Origin of the sequence: Lactobacillus delbrueckii subsp. jakobsenii ZN7a-9 = DSM 26046 (genome assembly GCF_001888925.1) — a bacterium.
Classification (GTDB): domain Bacteria; phylum Bacillota; class Bacilli; order Lactobacillales; family Lactobacillaceae; genus Lactobacillus; species Lactobacillus delbrueckii.
Window position 1 is genome coordinate 138,837 of the sequence record NZ_CP018218.1, and the last position, 16,510, is coordinate 155,346.

Below are 16,510 nucleotides of genomic sequence, written 5' to 3' on the forward strand. Positions count from 1 at the left end.
AAGAAAAAGGCGGGAACTTCCCGCCTTATTGAGCATCGCGCTCGGCAATATCGCAGCGCATCAGCTTCTCAATGATGTCAATATACTCCCGCGGCACCTGCTGGCCCAGATAGGTCAAACGGATATCGCGGTCGGTCAAGTCGACCACCCTGCGGTCTTCCTGCCCTTCCTGCACCAGCATTTCTACCGGCAGCCCGGCCAGAACGCTGTTCCTGGACACGCCAAAAATATTCGCTATCTTCTCAACAGCCTTCATCCGCGGTACCTTGCGGCCAACCTCCCAATTAGAGATGGTCTGCTTGCTTACTCCCAAGGCCAGGGCCAGCTCCTGCTGACTCATCCCCCGCCGCCGGCGCAGGTCTCGCAAATACTTGCCAATCATGTTCTTTTCCATCCAAAGTCACCACCTAACATAAGCATAACATAAGTTGTAATAAAATGAAATGTTTATGAGAGTTTTTGCCTTTTTTTAGAAAAGAATAGAAAAGATAAAAAGAAGCCTGCTTCCGCAGACTTCTTAATTAACTTTATTACTTGGTCATTTCTGACTTCTTTTCCCGCAGCATCAAGGCGTCAACGGTTTCCCGGGCATCAGCACCGCGGTTGACCACGGCGTCAACGGCGAAGACGATTGGCATTTCCACGTCATACTTGTCAGCCAGTTCCAAGGCGGCTGGAATGGCGTTGATCCCTTCAACGACCATGCCGACTTCCTTCTTGGCTTCTTCAGCGCTCTTGCCCTTGCCGATCAAGTAACCAGCATTGTTATTCCGGCTTTCCTTGCTGGTAGCAGTAACGATCAAGTCCCCCATGCCGGCCAGGCCATCAAAAGAGTCTTCCTTGCCGCCCATCTTAAGGCCCAAGCGCTTGATTTCCGCCATCCCGCGGATGATCAAAGCTGCCCGCATGTTGTCTCCGTAGCCCAGGCCTGAACAGATCCCGCTGGCCAAAGCAATTACGTTCTTCAAGGCCCCGCAGAGCTCAACGCCCAAGCGGTCAGAGTTGGTGTAAACCCGCATGTTCTTGTTCATGAAGACATCCTGAACCTTTTCGGCCACAGCTTGGTCTTCACAGGCGGAAACGATGGTGGTTGGCAGGTCCTTGGCCACTTCTTCCGCGTGGGTCGGGCCAGACAGGGCAACGTAGTGGACATTGCCATGCTTGCCGTCCTTATTCAATTCGTCAGCGATGACTTCAGTCAAAGTTAAGAGGGTGTCTGGTTCGATCCCCTTAGCCACGTCAACGATGATCTGCCCGTCTGGAATAAAGGCAGCGGCAGTCTTGGCAGTTGAGCGGACGAAGACTGATGGTACGGCGAACAGGATGATGTCCTTGTCTTGGCAGGCTTCCGCAATTTCCTTAGTGAATTTAATTTCGTCAGGAATAACCATACCCGGCAGGTTCTTCTGGCGACGAGTTCTTGAGAGTTCGTCGACTTCTTGCGGCAGGGCTGACCAGACGGTCACTTCACGACCAGAGTTGCTGAGCATCCGGGCCAGTGCCATGCCCCAAGTACCTGCTCCCAAAACACCGATTTTTGCCATATTATTACCTCACTTAGTTTGTTGATTCCTATTTGCGGCGGCAAAACGGCCGCCACTAATCTAACCTATTATAGCACTCAGCCGGCAACTTTCTCTTTAACCCCAGCCTAATTATTAAGAAATTAGCCTTTGCCCGCGCAAAAAAAGACGTTTCCCAATTGAAACGTCCGTTAGAGAATAGCCATATTAAAAAGTGTAAACAAAAAACAGCTATGCATTTATCTCCAAGTGAAAAACTCAAGACTTTATTAAAAGCAACCGCTTACTCTTGCATAGCCTATTGTATGATGTAAAATAGGATTTGACAAGGATTTTTGTGAATTTAAACGATTTTTATGCACTTTTTCAAAAGACGAACGATTTTCCCCTAATTGCTTTCTCAGCAGCATAACATTTTATCAATTTGTAATAACACTATCCGCTATAGTATACTGAACAGTAGGATTATCCTTCAACAATTTGGACATATGTCTAAGCGAGGAGGATTATAATTAAGGAGATATTATATTATAACAACAAATAAGGCGTAATTCAGCAATGTTTAAACAGCTTAGAAAGCAAACCAAAACGACTACTTGCTTATCACGGCTACTTTGATTTTGTTGGTCGTCTTCAACCTCAGCTTGCTCAGTTACGTCCAGGGACAACAGAAAGCAGCCGAGCGCGACCAGGCCCAGGCCCTGGCAACCGGCTTCTCCAGGACCTTGAAGGGCAAGATCAAGAACGCCCTGACCCTGTCGACGACTCTGAAGGAACTAGTTTTAGCCAGCGATGGCAAAGTCGACAATTTCTCCACAGTTGCCAAGTACCTTTTAGCAGAAAATACCGCGGCCAGCAACCTGCAGCTGGCGCCTAAAGGAAAAGTCACTGAAATCTACCCTTTAAAAGAAAATGAAGCAGGCAAGATCAACCTTTTGACCGACCCGATCCGGGGGCCGCTTTGCCGCTACGGGATCAGCCGCCAGGTCACCGTGACCCAGGGGCTAATTGCGGACTGCTTGGCTGACATGGAAAAGTACGTTTTCCCGGAAGTAAATAAAGACTAAAAAAGGCTCTGCCATCGTGCTTGATGACAGAGCCTTTATTTTTGCTCAAATTAATTACTTAGCTGAGCTAGTTGAAGATGCTGAAGTTGACTTTGCGCTAGCCTTCTTTGCAGCCTTCTTAGCAGTCTTAGCTGCCTTCTTGGTGTTCTTAGCAGCCTTCTTAGCTGACTTCTTGGTAGTCTTAGCTGCCTTCTTGGTGTTCTTAGCAGCCTTCTTAGTTGACTTCTTGGTAGTCTTAGCTGCCTTCTTGGTGTTCTTAGCAGCCTTCTTAGCTGACTTCTTGGTAGTCTTAGCTGCCTTCTTGGTGTTCTTAGCAGCCTTCTTAGTTGACTTCTTGGTAGTCTTAACTGACTTCTTGGTATTCTTAGCAGCCTTCTTAGCTGCCTTCTTGGTAGTCTTCTTGGTGCTCTTCTTTGCGGCCTTCTTAGCTGCCTTCTTGGTGCTCTTCTTTGCGGCCTTCTTAGCTGCCTTCTTGGTGCTCTTCTTTGCAGCCTTCTTGCTTGATGATGAAGCTGCTGAAGAGCTGCTCTTTGAAGCTTCTGATGAGCTTGAAGCCTTTGATGATTCTGGTGAGCTGGTCTTCTTTGATGAAGATTCAGCAGCAGTCTTGTTGCTCTTAACTTCAGTCTTGTTTTCAGTTGCGGCCAGAACTGGGCTTACGCCAGTAGCCAGCAGAGCAGCAGCAACAGTAGCTTTACCAAGGTTTTTCATTAAACGGTTGTTCTTCATAATACGGTTCCTTTTCCTATATCGGTATCAAAACAATTTCCATTACTTGCCCTTAATTATACTCAGCTATTGAAAGATGTTAAGCCAAAAAATGAAGAAAATTAGAATTAAACTTTTATCCTCACTGAAAACAAAATTATCCAGCTTATTTTCAAGTTGAAAGAGTTTTTAGCCTGTTTTCTCCACTTATGAACATTATATGATCGATTTCTATATGTCTACACAAAAAGTATAAGTTATATTTTTAATAAAAAAGTATAAACAAGAAGTATAAACAAAAAAACAGCCCTCCTGCTCAGCACAGGACTGTTAAAAGCCTTATTCTTGCTATTTTACTGCCGCTTTCACTCTTGCGCCCAGCCCCACATAAAATTATACAGTTCCAAATATTCAATACACCGGAAATAAAGGCTCATGGTGGTAATGAAGACTGGTATGACGAGCTATTGGAAGAAAACAAGCTTTTCTTCACAATAGACTTCGTCAAAGACCTGCTAGATCAGGCATATAACTCACATGACGAAGTAGAAATGTGCGTCAGACTTGAAGAGATCATAGATATCTGTAAGGCAATTGAAAATAGTCACTTTATTTGGTTTGTACGTCTCTTATACCGCCATTTGAGAGGGATCTACACGTTTGCCAAATACGGAATATCAACTGGCAAATTTGAGGGTATTAACAATAAGATCAAGACCGAGAGACGTAAAGGGTATGAGTATCCAGATGATGAATACTTCTTCCTGCGGTTAATGGAGCTATTACGGAAGGCTTCCTAAGTCTCTCAATCATTTACACAAGTTTTTATACTGACCCCTTTTAAGCAAAAACTGGCCGAGCGACGATTTTTCAGATTAATTTTTCAATTATCAGACTATTCTTGCTTTTTTAGGGTTAAAATTAAATTAACTTTGGGAGAGGAGGATAATACTATGCAATTTACCAAACAATTTGAAGGCACTTTTGCCCAAGTCAAGGAACAAATCGACAAGTTCGTCGCTGAAGGCGGCCATATCGACGCGGTCATCACCGACCACACTGGCGAAAAGGTTACCGAAGATCACACCTTTGGCTACAAGATGCGGGTCATCGCTATCTGCAGCGAAGAAGAAAGCTAAATAAGCGCAAAATGCGCCATCCCCAAATCGTGGGATGACGCCTTTTTTGTCTATAAATTATTCAACGCTTGGCAACTTAATGTCCACGTCATGTTTGTCAGTAACTACCGTCATGACCGTTGGGTCGTAGCCGGCTTCCTTAATGCCGTCCAGGTCAAACTCGATCAGAGTTTGCCCGGCCTTAACCAGGTCACCTTGCGCAACCTTGACGTTAAAGCCCTTGCCCTTTAGCATAACCGTGTCGATCCCGATGTGTATCAGCACTTCCGCGCCAGCCGTAGTCTTCAAGCCAATCGCGTGGCCAGTTTCAAACAAGGCTGCTACTTCACCGTCAACCGGAGCCTTAACCACGCCCTCAGTTGGCACTACCGCGAAGCCTTCACCCATGGCACCAGTTGAAAAAACTGGGTCGTTGACGCTTGACAAAGCAATCACCTTGCCAGCTACCGGAGCAGTCAAAGTTTCGCTCTTTTGCTTAGCTTCACTGCCTGGCCGTTGCTTCTTTTCAACCTTCTTGCCGGCAACCATTTCGTCATTGTAGCCCCAAACCCAGGCCACGATGAAGGAAATTACCAGAGCTGCCGCGCTGGACAGAAGGAAGGCGTAGAAGCTAGTCAAGTCACTTGGATTCTTCGGGTTGAAGAAGGATGAGAAACCGATCAAAGAACCAGTAAAGCCGTACATGGTCCCGTGCATCAAGCCAGTGATCAAACCGCCGACTGCTGACCCGATCAAACCGGAGATAAAGACCTTCTTAAAGCGCAGGTTGATCCCGTAGATCGCTGGTTCCGTAACCCCGCAGAAGGCTGAAACAGCTGCGGAGATCCCCAAAGTCTTGGTCCCCTTCTTCTTAGTCTTCAAGGCTACAGCCAAAACTGCCGCCCCTTGGGAAACCATAGTCGCAGAAATAATCGCGTTCAATGAACTCTGGCCGCTTTGGGCAATCTGCTGGGCAACCAGCGGCACAACGCCCCAGTGCAAACCGAAGATAACCAGAACTTGGTAGAAGGCACCGATCAACAGACCCCCGATCCAGCCAGAAGCTGAAACAACCCAGTTGATCAAGTCCGCAATCCCGTTGGCCACGCCCTGGATCACCGGACCGGTAATCATCAAGGTAACTGCTGAAACCAGCAAGATGGTAATCATCGGCGTGAAGATCATCTGCAAGTAATCCGGCAGGTGGTCTCTCAGCCAGTCTTCCAGTTTCTTAGCCAGCCAGGCGGCCAGGATCATCGGGAAGATTGAGTAGGTGTAGTTCAAGAACTGGAAGTTGAAACCGCCCAGACTGAACATGGTCTTGTACTGCCCGCCCCAAGTAACCAGCTGCGGGTAAGTTAGGACCCCGCCGATTACCGCGGCCACGATTGGATCACCGTTCAGCTTTTTAGCAGCGGCGAAGCCAACCAAAATTGGCAGGAAGTAAAAGGCTGAGTCCGCCATAGCGCTGACCGTGATATAAGCCGTGCTCTTCACGTTCAAAAGGGCCCCTAATTGCGGCAAAGTCAAGAGTGCCAGGATCCCCTTGATGATACCGGAAGCAGCAATAACGCCGACCACCGGGCTCATGGAGCCAGTAATGAAGCCGATCAAGTTGCCAAAAGCTTTGGAAACCGGGTTCTTGCCATCATCTTCCTTAGTTTCGGCTGCTTCGCCGCCTTCTGGCAGGCCGCCCAGTTCCGCCATCACGGCGTCGTAGACCTGGGTAACCGCGTTGCCGATGACCACTTGGTACTGGCCGGAAGCGTGCATTACGTCGATAACGCCGTCAGTTTCCTTTAAAACTTCATCGTTGGCCTTGCTTTCATCCTTAAGGTAGAAACGCAGGCGCGTGATGCAGTGAATCAAGCTGTTGATGTTCTCCTTGCCGCCGACGTTGGCGATGATCGTCTTCGCCAGGCCGCTGTAATCTTTCTTTGCCATATTCATTCTCCAAAAAACTTAGCGACTGGTAACCGCTTTCTCTTAACTGTCTCTATCTTATACTTGTGCATACAAGTTGTCAATACTTTTTGCAGATTATTTTATTACCGCTATTGTTTCCGGTTTCTATCTTCAGATTATCTTGTCCATACATGTTGAAAAGCCACCTACGCCCGGCTATAATGGAGGCAGAAAAGAATTTGGAGGCAAAAAATGACTGCCAAGCAAGACATGATTACCCAAGACCTGGCCGGCAAGATCCGGCACGGGATCTACCCGCCCAAGAGCTTTTTGCCCAGCGAAAACGAACTGGCCAATCTCTACGGGGCATCCCGGAACACGGTCAGAAAGTCCTTGGAAGACTTAACCAGCCTGGGATTAATCCAGAAGATCAAAGGCAAAGGCTCGATCGTCCTCGACTTTTCCCGCTTGAGCTTTCCAATTTCCAGGATCACGACTTTTAACGAACTGAACCAGTCCCTGGGACTAAAAGCAGAGACCAAGCTTTTGGAAATCAAGGAAGTCAAGAAAGTTCCCGACGACTTCAGCTGCGACAACACGGAGCCTTTTATCAAGGTCAAGCGGCTCAGAATCATTGACGGTGAGCCGGACGTTTTAGACGTAGACTACATCTCCACCAAGTACGTCAAGGAAATCAGCCCGTCTGTGGCGGAACATTCCTTATATGACTACTTTGAAAACGAGATGGGCCTCAAGATTTCCTACGCGGTTAAAGACGTCAGCGTGCAGATCGTGAGCGAGGAATTAGCCAAGATGCTGGAATTGGACCCCGACCGGAAAGCCGTTTTAGTGAAAAGCATGGTCTACTTAGAGGACACCTCCCTCTTCCAGCTGACCGCCTCTTACCACAATCCCAACCGTTTCAGATTTATTGACTTTGCTCGCCGCAGCAAAATATAGGAGAAAAAACATGCAAAATCTAGGTCAAAAAGTCATCTACCAGATCTACCCAAAGTCCTTCTACGACGCTAACGGCGATGGGATCGGGGACCTCCGGGGCATTATCGAGAAGATCGACTATATCAAGAAGCTGAACGTAGACATGATCTGGTTCAACCCCTTCTATGTTTCCCCGCAAAACGACAACGGCTATGATATCGCCAACTACAGGGAGATCGATCCCCTTTTTGGCACGATGGCTGACTTTGAAGAGTTGCAGGCCAAATTAGCGGACATCGGCGTGGGCGTGATGCTGGACATGGTTTTGAACCACTGCTCAACTGAACATGAATGGTTCAAGAAAGCTTTAGCCGGGGATGAAAAATACCGGAAGTTCTTCTACCTGCGGCCCGGCAAGCCTGACGGCAGCCTGCCAAACAACTGGCAGTCCAAGTTCGGCGGCCCGGCCTGGTCCAAATTTGGCGACACTGACCTTTACTACCTCCACCTCTATGACCCGACCCAGGCTGATCTGGACTGGCACAATCCGGAAGTCAGAAAGGAACTGGAAGACGTGGTCAACTTCTGGCGGGGCAAGGGGGTCCGGGGCTTCCGCTTCGATGTCATCAACGTGATTGGCAAGAGTGAGGATCTGGTCGACTCCACTGACCCAACCGAAGAAAAAACTCTCTACACCGATACGCCAGTGGTTCACGACTACTTAAAGGAACTGAACCGGACGACTTTTGGCCAAGACGAGGACTCTATCACGGTTGGGGAAATGTCTTCGACGACTATCCCCAACAGCGTCCGCTACACCAACCCTAAGGAAAAGGAGCTGTCCATGGTCTTCACCTTCCACCATTTGAAGGTCGACTACAAGGACGGGGAAAAGTGGACTAAGACGCCGTTTGACTTCATGAAGCTGAAAGGCCTGCTCAGTTCCTGGCAGACAGGGATGACCGAAGGCGGCGGCTGGAACGCTGTCTTCTGGAACAACCACGACCAGCCTTGGGCCTTAAACCGCTTCGGCGATCCGGTCCACTACCGGGAAAAGTCAGCGGAAATGTTGGCGGCCACGATCCACTTTTTGCGGGGAACGCCATTCATCTACCAGGGAGAAGAACTGGGGATGGTCAACCCGGACTACCAGTCAATGGACGAATACGTGGACGTGGAATGCAAGAACGCCTACCAGGAATTGCTGGACAAGGGAATGAGCGAGGATGAGGCTTTTGCAATCATCAAGGCCAAGTCCCGAGACAACTCCCGGGTGCCAATGCACTGGGACGATAGCAAGTACGCCGGCTTCAGCCAGGTTAAGCCGTGGCTTCTGCCAACCTACCAAGACGAAATCAATGTCAAAAAAGAACTGGCTGAGGGAGAAATTTTCGCCTTCTACCAGAAGCTGATTGCTTTAAGAAAACAGGAAGCAGTAATTTCTGCCGGCGGCTTCCGGGAAATCCTGCCGGATGACCAGCAAGTTTTTGCCTATGTCAGAGAGCTGGACGGGGAAAAGTTGGTTGTCTTCAACAACTTCTATGGAAAAGAAGCCGTGATCTCCGTGCCAAGCGACCTGCAGGAATGCGGCCAGATTCTTTTGGACAACTACCAAAGAGAGCTCAGCTGCCTGCCAGGTGAATTGAGCCTGCGGCCATACGAAAGTTTGGCCTTTAGAATTTAATAAAATGTGAAAATGCCTTGCAAGATTTAGACAAAAGTCTCATGTTTGCAAGGTATTTTTGCTAATATTCGTTATTTTTGTTATTTGATCATCTATTACGATGATTTTTTGCTAAAATTATTTATAAGTACTTACTTTAATATAGTTCATTTTGATTACAAGTAGAGGAAGTCCTTTTCTTATACCCAATTGAGTGTAATTTACAGAACTGTATATCGTTGTTTGAACGGTATATCTAATTTTTTGCCATAATGTATTTCTCTTTAAGATAAAAATATAGAGGAATGATAATTGTGAGCCACAAACGCGATCCCAATTTCAACAGCAAATTAAACGGGAAAGAAAAGTTTGGCTTTCGAAAATTATCGATTGGCCCGGTAGCAGTCGCTTTAGGCACCAGCTTTTTTGTAGGTAGCGGGCAGCTGGTACAAGCTCTAGTACTACAGTTGAAGAAAGCACTAGCAGCGAATCTACTACAGAAACTGCAGAGAAGACTAATAGCGAATCTACTACAGAAGGAACGGCCCCTCCTGCTGATGAGCAAAAGCAAGCCGCTGTAACAAGCAGGCTACTGAACCAGCAAAAACCAGCGCGGCGACTACGGAAACCAGCATCCCGGAAAAGGATGTGACTGCTAAAAATTATCCATTTTATCCAATGCTAAACAGCAACGTTTCTTACCAATTTTTTATATAATGCCGGTATCAAAAGATTGGAAGGAAGAAACGATGAGCGAATACATGTCCATATCAAAAGCAGCTGAGTATCTTAACGTTGCCAAGTCAACTCTCCGCAATTGAGAAGCTGAAGGACTGATTACGCCGCTTAGAACTGCCTCCAATCAACGTCGCTACACTAAAGAAGTGCTAGATGAGGTTCCGTGCTGAATACAAGGAAAAGCTGCAGGTGCTCAACCTGGGTCTGGAAGACCGGTTGACTGCTAAAGTTGGCCTTTTGTCCGGCGGGCAGAGACAGGCTTTGACCTTGCTGATGGCAACTCTGCTCAAGTCGAAAGTTCTTCTCTTGGATGAACACACGGCTGCACTGGACCCGAAGACGGCGGAGAAGGTCTTGAAGGCGACAGACCGGATCGTCGAAGAAGACAAGCTGACCACGATTATGGTAACTCACAACATGAGGGATGCCATTGCCCACGGCAACCGCTTGATTATGATGAACGACGGCAAGGTCGTTTTAGACATCAAGGGTGAAGAAATGAAGAAACTAACAGTGGAGAAATTGCTCCACCAGTTTGAAGTCGTATCTGGCGAGGAATTCGCCAGCGACAAGGCAATTTTAGGTTAGAAAACAAAAAAACTGGCGATTTCCAAAGTAAGGAAGTCGTCAGTTTTTTCGTTTATTCGAAAAGCTGCCGGTATTCGCCGTAACCCGCTTCTTCCAGCTGGTCGTAAGGGATGAACTTGAGGGCAGCAGAGTTGATGCAGTAGCGCAGGCCGCCCTTGTCCAAAGGACCGTCGGTGAAGACGTGGCCCAGGTGGGAATCAGCCTGGCGGCTGCGGACTTCGGTTCTTTCCATGCCAAAGGACTGGTCCCGGCGCTGGGTCAGCTTAACCAGAGGCTTGGTGAAGGCTGGCCAGCCGCAACCGGAATCGTACTTGTCCAAAGAGGAAAAGAGGGCTTCCCCACTGACCACGTCGACATAGATCCCTTTTTCGAAGAAGTTGTCGTACTCACCTGTATAAGGCGGTTCAGTTGCCGCGTTTTGGGTCACGGCGTACTGCACTGGCGTCAGCCGGTCTTTCAAATCTGCTTTTTCGTTCATCTTGGTCACCTCATCTATTTAGATAAGGCTATTGTAGCTTGAATAGATGCGCGAGGCCTTGATCTGGATCAAGAAATTAGTTAAGAGATTACTTATTTTTGGCCTGTACCTCTGTAAAAGGCTTAATTGCTGACAAGTCACGGCTAAGATGCTTCTTGGCATCCCGCAAGTCAATGTCACTTTGCAGATTAAGGAAGTAAGCATCTGACACGCCAAAGAATTTGGCTAATCTGAGTGAAATGTCAGCAGTGATTTCCTGGCTGCCGTGCAAGATATCCTTGATTCTTGCAGCCGGCACATGGATGGCTTGCGCCAAGTCAGCAGCGCTAAGGCCTAACGGCTACAGGTATTCGTCATTGATGGTTTCAGCAACTGTTGGCGTTTTGATAGATTCGGTCATTTTTTGCCTCCTTAAAATTATTTCTCTTGCACTGTTTGAGCCTATTCTACCCTATCCAAAGCAGATTTTTTGGAACGTGCATTCGGTAGAGAACCCCCGTCACTACAACATTCTTACACATCATACTTTTTGGAAAGTAGCCACCGCTAGCGCCTTTCTAGAAGAAGATCTTGCCACAAAAGTTTTTGGCCGATTTTTGGGCGAACGAAAACCCTCTTGGAAATTGAGAGCATATTCCAAGAGGGTGTTTATATCTTTTAGCAGCATCATGCTTAGCACATGGTGCGCTCGGCGCTATCTACCTTATTACCCATAATATCATATTTTGCCTGTTTAGTCCTATGGCTTGCTCTATTTTAGTACCGCTTGGACGATTACCATGAATAGGTTGATATACCTAAAAACAAGCAAAAAAGCACCGGATTTCACATCCAGTGCTCTTAAAAATTGCTTAGTCAAAAAAGCCGTCAGCCTTCAAGGCTTCCAAGTAGCGGTGCACGGCGTCTGGCCAAGTTGGCAGCGGCTTGAAGCCGTTCTTTTCCAGCTTGCTCTTGTCCAAACGTGAGTTGAATGGCCGTACAGCCTTGGAGAGGCCGTATTCTTCCGTGGTAACCGGAGTTACCTTGGTCTTGTAGCCGGCCTGGCGGTAGATTTCCTTGGTGAAATCGTACCAGCTGATGTAGCCGGTCTTCGTGCCGTTTTCATCATAGCCGCTGGCAGTTTCTGGCAATTCCGCGTTAGTTGCGTGGTAGTAGCCGTACTTGTCAGTTTCGATCATGTCGACCAAAAGCCGGGCCAAGTCCAAAGTGTAAGTTGGCGTACCGATTTGGTCGCTGACCACCTTGACTTCATCATGAGTCTTACCCACGTTAAGCATGGTCTTGATGAAGTTCTTCCCGTTCAAGCCGAAGACCCAGGCGATCCGGACGATGAAGTACTTGTCCAAAGTTTCAGATACGGCAAGTTCCCCGCCCAGCTTGGTTTCCCCGTAAACGTTCATTGGCTTGTAGCCCTTGAAGTCCGGGTCCCATGGAGTGGTGCCCTGGCCATCGAAAACGTAGTCAGTGGAGATGTAAACCATTGGCACGTCTAATTCCTTGGCTACGTTGGCGATGTTTTGAGTACCATCGGTGTTAACCTTGCGGACAGCCGCAACCTTGTCGTCGTCTTCAGCCAGGTCAACCGCAGTCCAGGCAGCGCAGTGAACGATCACGTCAGGGTTAACTTCAGTGATGGCCTGCTTTACGCCTTCCGCGTTAGTAATGTCCAAAGAAACGTAAGGAGCAGTAGTAACGGCTGAGCCGTCAGCGATCCCGCTGTATTCCGGAGCCAAGTCGCTGCCAACGCCTTCGTAGCCGCGCTTAGCCAGTTCGTTCATCACGTCGTGGCCCAGTTGACCATTGACGCCAGTTACGAAAACCTTCATTTTTTCCTCCTAATTAAAACTTGAAAGTGTCCTTGAGGCCCAGCCACTTTTGGTCCCTGTCGGACAAAGTCAGCTTAGTACCGTCTTCCAAAGCGTAGCCGCTAGCATCAGCTGAGCCCGGGTATTCGCCAACCAATTGCGGCCATTCAATCCCGATTTCAGGGTCGTTCCAAGCCATGCCGCCTTCATCGTTTGGGTGCCAGAAGTCGTTAACCTTGTAGCAGAATTCAGCCACGTCGCTCAAAACCAGGAAGCCGTGGGCGAAACCTTCTGGAATCAAGAACTGCTTCTTGTTTTCAGCGGTCAGTTCCACCCCGTACCACTTGCCGTAGGTCTTGGAGTCGCTTCTCAGGTCAACGGCAACGTCGAAGACATCCCCGCGCACGACCCGAACCAGCTTGCATTGCGGGAAGTGCTTTTGGAAGTGCAGGCCCCGCAAAACGCCCTTGGTTGAGCTTGATTGGTTGTCTTGGACGAAGTTGATGTCAAAACCAGCTTCCTTCATGTCGTTTTTGTTGTAGGTTTCCATGAAGTAGCCACGGTCATCCCCGTGAACTGCTGGCGTAATCACTGCCAAACCTTCAATACCGCCGACATTCTTTTCAACTTTGATTTGACCCATTTTTTCTGACTCTTCTTTCTAAAAAATTAATACTTCAGCTTGCCTTCAGCCACTGCCTTGAGGTGCTGGCCGTAAGGGCTCTTGCCGTAGTGCTTGGCAGCTTACATCAACTTGTCTTCGTCAATCCAGCCGTGCACGTAGGCAATTTCTTCTGGGGCTGAGATGCTTACCCCAGTCCGTTCTTCTACCATCTTAACAAAGTTGGAGGCGTCAACCAGGCTCTGCATCGTCCCGGTATCCAGCCAGGCGTAGCCCCGGCCCAAAAGCTGAACGTCCAGGATGTTGTCGTTTAAGTACATCTCGTTCAAAGAAGTGATTTCCACTTCCCCGCGGGCACTTGGCTTAACCTGGGCAGCTCTTTCGCTCACGCCAGCTGCGTAGAAGTACAAACCAGTTACGGCGTAGTTGCTCTTTGGCTGAGCTGGCTTTTCTTCGATAGAGATAGCGTGGCCATCCTTGTCAAATTCCACAACCCCGAAGCGTTCCGGATCGTTGACGTAGTAGCCAAAAATCGTTGCCCGGCCAGCTTCCGCGTCCTTAGCGGCGTTTTCCAGCATGTCAGTAAAACCGTTGCCGTAGAAGATGTTGTCGCCCAAAACCATGGCGCAAGGTTCACCGTTGATGAAATCTTCGCCCAAAGTAAAGGCTTGAGCCAGGCCGTCTGGACTTGGCTGAACCTTGTAAGAGAGCTTGACGCCGAATTGTGACCCGTCGCCCAAAAGTTCCTTAAAGCGCGGGGTGTCAGCTGGCGTGGAGATGATCAAGATGTCCTTGATCCCGGCCAGCATCAAAGTTGACAACGGGTAGTAGATCATTGGCTTGTCATAAACAGGCAAAAGCTGCTTACTGGTAACCAGGGTTAATGGATACAGACGAGTGCCTGAACCACCTGCTAAGATAATTCCCTTCATTTTTCCTCTTCCTTGCCTCTTACTTTTCGTCTAAAACTTGCTTCTTGCCGTACATTTCCTGGTAGTAGTTCTGGTAGTCACCGGAGATAATGTTTTCCCACCATTCCTTGTTGTCCAGGTACCATTGGATGGTCTTCTTAATACCGTCCTTGAACATGGTTTCCGGCAACCAGCCCAGTTCATCGTGGATCTTGGTTGGGTCGATAGCGTAACGTTGGTCGTGGCCCTTCCGGTCAGTTACGTGTTCGATTAAGGAGTAAGGCTTGTCCAGGTAGTCGCAGATCAGCTTAACGATGTCGATGTTGTGCATTTCGTTGTGACCGCCGATGTTGTAGACTTCACCAACCGTCCCCTTTTCCAAAATGAGGTCGATGGCCTTGCAGTGGTCTTCAACGTAAAGCCAGTCGCGGACATTTTTGCCTTCACCGTAAACTGGCAAAGGCTTGTCGTCCAAGGCTCTTTGGATCATCAATGGGATCAGCTTTTCCGGGAATTGGTAAGGGCCGTAGTTGTTTGAGCAACGGGAAATAGTTACAGGCAGGCCGTAAGTTCTGCCGTAAGCCCCGACCAAAAGGTCAGCGCTGGCTTTTGATGATGAGTATGGGCTGGAAGTGTGCAGCGGCGTGTCTTCGTGGAAGAAGAGGTCTGGCCGGTCCAGCGGCAGGTCGCCGTAAACTTCGTCAGTTGATACTTGGTGGTAACGCTTGATCCCGTACTTGCGGCAGGCGTCCATCAAAACGGAGGTACCGATGATGTTGGTTTGCAGGAAGATTTCCGGGTTTTCGATTGACCGGTCAACGTGGCTTTCTGCGGCGAAGTTAACAACAACGTCCGGGTGTTCTTCTTCAAAAAGCTTGTAGACGCCTTCGCGGTCGCAGATGTCCAGCTTGACGAAGCGGAAGTTTGGCTTGTCCATGACATCATTCAGGGTTGACAGGTTGCCCGCGTAAGTCAGCTTGTCCAGGCAGATGATCTTGTAGTCTGGGTGCTTCTTCATCATGTAGAAGACAAAGTTGGAACCGATAAAGCCGGCACCGCCGGTAACGATAATTTTCATGTAATGAACCTCCAAGTTCAGCTAGTCAAATCAATTTTTCTTGCTGACTCAAAGTATAAAACATGACGTAACGTAAGCTTCAATAGGGAAAATAAAATAACTGCCGTTTTCAAAAAAATGGCAGCTATTTGCGGCAGATAAAGGTCCCAGCGTCTTTAGTGATGTGGAAGCCCCCGGCGACCTCGTCTTCAACGAATTGCTTGAATTCCTGGTAGCGGTCCAAGAGGAGGGCGTTTTGGTTGCCGTGGCAGGACAAAATATAAGAAATAACAGGTTCTGCTTCGTCTAATTCGATGGCGTCCTCGTAGCGCTGACAGGTCACCTGGGCAAAAAATGGAGCGAGGATCTCTTCACCGTTGTCTAAGCCGAAGCGGTCATAGAGGTTGACGGAAGAGAGGACGATTTGGGAGTTGAACTCCTGGACCAGATCAGTAATTTCGTGCATGTGGCGCTTGCTGTAAGTTGACGCGCAGAAGCGGCCACCTTTTTTCAAAACCCGGCGGACTTCTTTAAGGACCTGGGGGATGTCATCGCAGTAAAAAAGCATGTGGTTGGCGACGACCAGGTCAAACTCTTCGTCAGCAAAGGGCAAGTGGGCAGCGTCGCAACGGTCATAGGAAAAGCGGCTGTCTTCGCCGATTTCCTTTTTGGCATCGGCCAGCATCCCTTCTGAAATGTCGGTCAAGATGACCTGGCAGTCCTCTGGCAGACGGTCGTGGCTCGTGGCCCAGAGTTCGCCATTCCCGCAGCCGATCTCTAAGATTTTTAAGCCAGGAGTCAAGTCCAGCTGGCGGAAAAGCCAGGGAAACCAGCCCTCCTTGTTCATGGAGTGGTCCCGGTGCAGGCGAATTCGGGCAGAGATGTTGGTGGCGTTCTGGTACTGAGTCTTGAGGCTCTGGGTCATGGTTGACCGGTGAAGCAGTTCCAGCATCCGGCTCCAGTCAACAGGCTTGCCAGCTTCCAGGGTTTGGGTGGTTGAGTCGATGGCGGCTTCAACGGCGGTCATTTCTTCAATCCGCTCTTCTACCAGCCGTCGCTGGATCTGGAGGGAATCCAAGAGGCGGCGCCGGTCACTGGCCCCCAGGGTCAGGCCGCGGATTTCCCCTAAGGAAAAGCCCAGGTACTTTAACAGGAGGATCTGCTGAAGCTTGGCGAAGTCAGCGTCACTGTAGCGTCTGGCCCCGCCCTTGCTTCTGGCTGAAGGCTTGAGGAGGTTCTGCTGGTCATAGTAGCGGATCGTTCTGACAGACACGTGGGCCCGCTTGGCGAATTCACCGGATGTGTAGTAGTCGGTCATGGGAGCTCCTTTCTGCCTTAGATGCTAATTTCCCATAAATTACTACTCAAAGTGCTCTATCACTTGATAT

Annotated in this window: 15 protein-coding genes and 4 pseudogenes; 8 read left to right on the forward strand and 11 right to left on the reverse strand. The window is 48.8% G+C overall.

Annotated elements, in window-relative coordinates; all coding sequences use genetic code 11:
- Positions 1–25: 25 nt before the first annotated feature.
- Together LJ046_RS00825 and LJ046_RS00830 are read right to left on the reverse strand one after the other, a co-directional pair.
- Entirely contained in the window at positions 26–394 is a 369-nt protein-coding gene (locus LJ046_RS00825) for a helix-turn-helix transcriptional regulator (protein ID WP_002879399.1), read from the reverse strand.
- 136 nt (positions 395–530) lie between these two features.
- Positions 531–1,544 carry an NAD(P)H-dependent glycerol-3-phosphate dehydrogenase gene (locus LJ046_RS00830; protein WP_035176719.1) on the reverse strand — a complete coding sequence of 338 codons (1,014 nt, stop codon included), beginning with the start codon at positions 1,542–1,544 and terminating at the stop codon, positions 531–533.
- A gap of 575 nt (positions 1,545–2,119) precedes the next feature.
- Between LJ046_RS00830 and LJ046_RS10115 the strand changes: the two genes are divergently transcribed.
- Positions 2,120–2,590, forward strand: a complete 471-nt coding sequence (locus tag LJ046_RS10115; protein ID WP_002879402.1) for a hypothetical protein — start codon at positions 2,120–2,122, stop codon at positions 2,588–2,590.
- Positions 2,591–2,644: 54 nt separating this feature from the next.
- Here LJ046_RS10115 and LJ046_RS00835 read toward each other — a convergent pair whose 3' ends face one another.
- On the reverse strand, positions 2,645–3,301 hold the full coding sequence (locus tag LJ046_RS00835) for a hypothetical protein (RefSeq protein ID WP_231128054.1): 657 nt from the start codon (positions 3,299–3,301) through the stop codon (positions 2,645–2,647).
- A gap of 401 nt (positions 3,302–3,702) precedes the next feature.
- Between LJ046_RS00835 and LJ046_RS00840 the strand changes: the two are divergent.
- Both LJ046_RS00840 and LJ046_RS00845 read left to right on the forward strand, forming a co-directional pair.
- Positions 3,703–4,098: pseudogene (locus tag LJ046_RS00840) on the forward strand (transposase); the annotation flags it as partial.
- A gap of 153 nt (positions 4,099–4,251) precedes the next feature.
- The gene (locus LJ046_RS00845; RefSeq protein WP_002879841.1) at positions 4,252–4,437 is read left to right on the forward strand and encodes a hypothetical protein; all 186 of its coding nucleotides are present in this window, start codon (positions 4,252–4,254) and stop codon (positions 4,435–4,437) included.
- 57 nt (positions 4,438–4,494) lie between these two features.
- On the opposite strand, the gene LJ046_RS00850 is transcribed toward LJ046_RS00845, so the two are convergent.
- Positions 4,495–6,360: a beta-glucoside-specific PTS transporter subunit IIABC gene (locus tag LJ046_RS00850; RefSeq protein ID WP_002879840.1), complete on the reverse strand. Its 1,866-nt coding sequence runs from the start codon at positions 6,358–6,360 to the stop codon at positions 4,495–4,497.
- Between the two features lie 213 nt (positions 6,361–6,573).
- Between LJ046_RS00850 and treR the strand changes: the two genes are divergently transcribed.
- From treR to LJ046_RS00875, 5 genes and pseudogenes are all read left to right on the forward strand, one after another.
- On the forward strand, positions 6,574–7,281 hold the full coding sequence (treR, locus tag LJ046_RS00855) for a trehalose operon repressor (RefSeq protein ID WP_002879837.1): 708 nt from the start codon (positions 6,574–6,576) through the stop codon (positions 7,279–7,281).
- Positions 7,282–7,291: 10 nt separating this feature from the next.
- Positions 7,292–8,944, forward strand: coding sequence for an alpha,alpha-phosphotrehalase (gene treC, locus LJ046_RS00860; protein WP_002879836.1), 1,653 nt, complete (start codon positions 7,292–7,294; stop codon positions 8,942–8,944).
- Between the two features lie 284 nt (positions 8,945–9,228).
- On the forward strand, positions 9,229–9,504 hold the full coding sequence (locus LJ046_RS00865) for a YSIRK-type signal peptide-containing protein (RefSeq protein ID WP_002879835.1): 276 nt from the start codon (positions 9,229–9,231) through the stop codon (positions 9,502–9,504).
- 168 nt (positions 9,505–9,672) lie between these two features.
- A pseudogene (locus LJ046_RS10670) lies at positions 9,673–9,822 on the forward strand (MerR family transcriptional regulator); the annotation flags it as partial.
- Positions 9,815–10,249 (forward strand): ATP-binding cassette domain-containing protein, encoded by a 435-nt coding sequence (locus LJ046_RS00875; RefSeq protein WP_002880233.1) that lies wholly within the window; start codon positions 9,815–9,817, stop codon positions 10,247–10,249. The pseudogene LJ046_RS10670 and the gene LJ046_RS00875, both read left to right, overlap by 8 nt.
- A gap of 52 nt (positions 10,250–10,301) precedes the next feature.
- Here LJ046_RS00875 and msrB read toward each other — a convergent pair whose 3' ends face one another.
- The 7 genes and pseudogenes from msrB to LJ046_RS00910 all read right to left on the reverse strand — a co-directional run bounded on the left by msrB (position 10,302) and on the right by LJ046_RS00910 (position 16,440).
- Positions 10,302–10,727, reverse strand: a complete 426-nt coding sequence (gene msrB / locus LJ046_RS00880; RefSeq protein WP_002880232.1) for a peptide-methionine (R)-S-oxide reductase MsrB — start codon at positions 10,725–10,727, stop codon at positions 10,302–10,304.
- A gap of 88 nt (positions 10,728–10,815) precedes the next feature.
- Positions 10,816–11,055: pseudogene (locus tag LJ046_RS00885) on the reverse strand (HigA family addiction module antitoxin); the annotation flags it as partial.
- A gap of 523 nt (positions 11,056–11,578) precedes the next feature.
- Entirely contained in the window at positions 11,579–12,553 is a 975-nt protein-coding gene (gene rfbD, locus LJ046_RS00890; protein WP_002880229.1) for a dTDP-4-dehydrorhamnose reductase, read from the reverse strand.
- A gap of 13 nt (positions 12,554–12,566) precedes the next feature.
- Entirely contained in the window at positions 12,567–13,175 is a 609-nt protein-coding gene (gene rfbC, locus LJ046_RS00895) for a dTDP-4-dehydrorhamnose 3,5-epimerase (protein ID WP_002880228.1), read from the reverse strand.
- Positions 13,176–13,201: 26 nt separating this feature from the next.
- A pseudogene (gene rfbA, locus LJ046_RS00900) lies at positions 13,202–14,086 on the reverse strand (glucose-1-phosphate thymidylyltransferase RfbA).
- Positions 14,087–14,105: 19 nt separating this feature from the next.
- On the reverse strand, positions 14,106–15,143 hold the full coding sequence (gene rfbB / locus LJ046_RS00905) for a dTDP-glucose 4,6-dehydratase (RefSeq protein WP_002880226.1): 1,038 nt from the start codon (positions 15,141–15,143) through the stop codon (positions 14,106–14,108).
- A 124-nt stretch (positions 15,144–15,267) separates the two neighbouring features.
- Entirely contained in the window at positions 15,268–16,440 is a 1,173-nt protein-coding gene (locus tag LJ046_RS00910; RefSeq protein ID WP_002880225.1) for a MerR family transcriptional regulator, read from the reverse strand.
- Positions 16,441–16,510 lie beyond the last annotated feature (70 nt).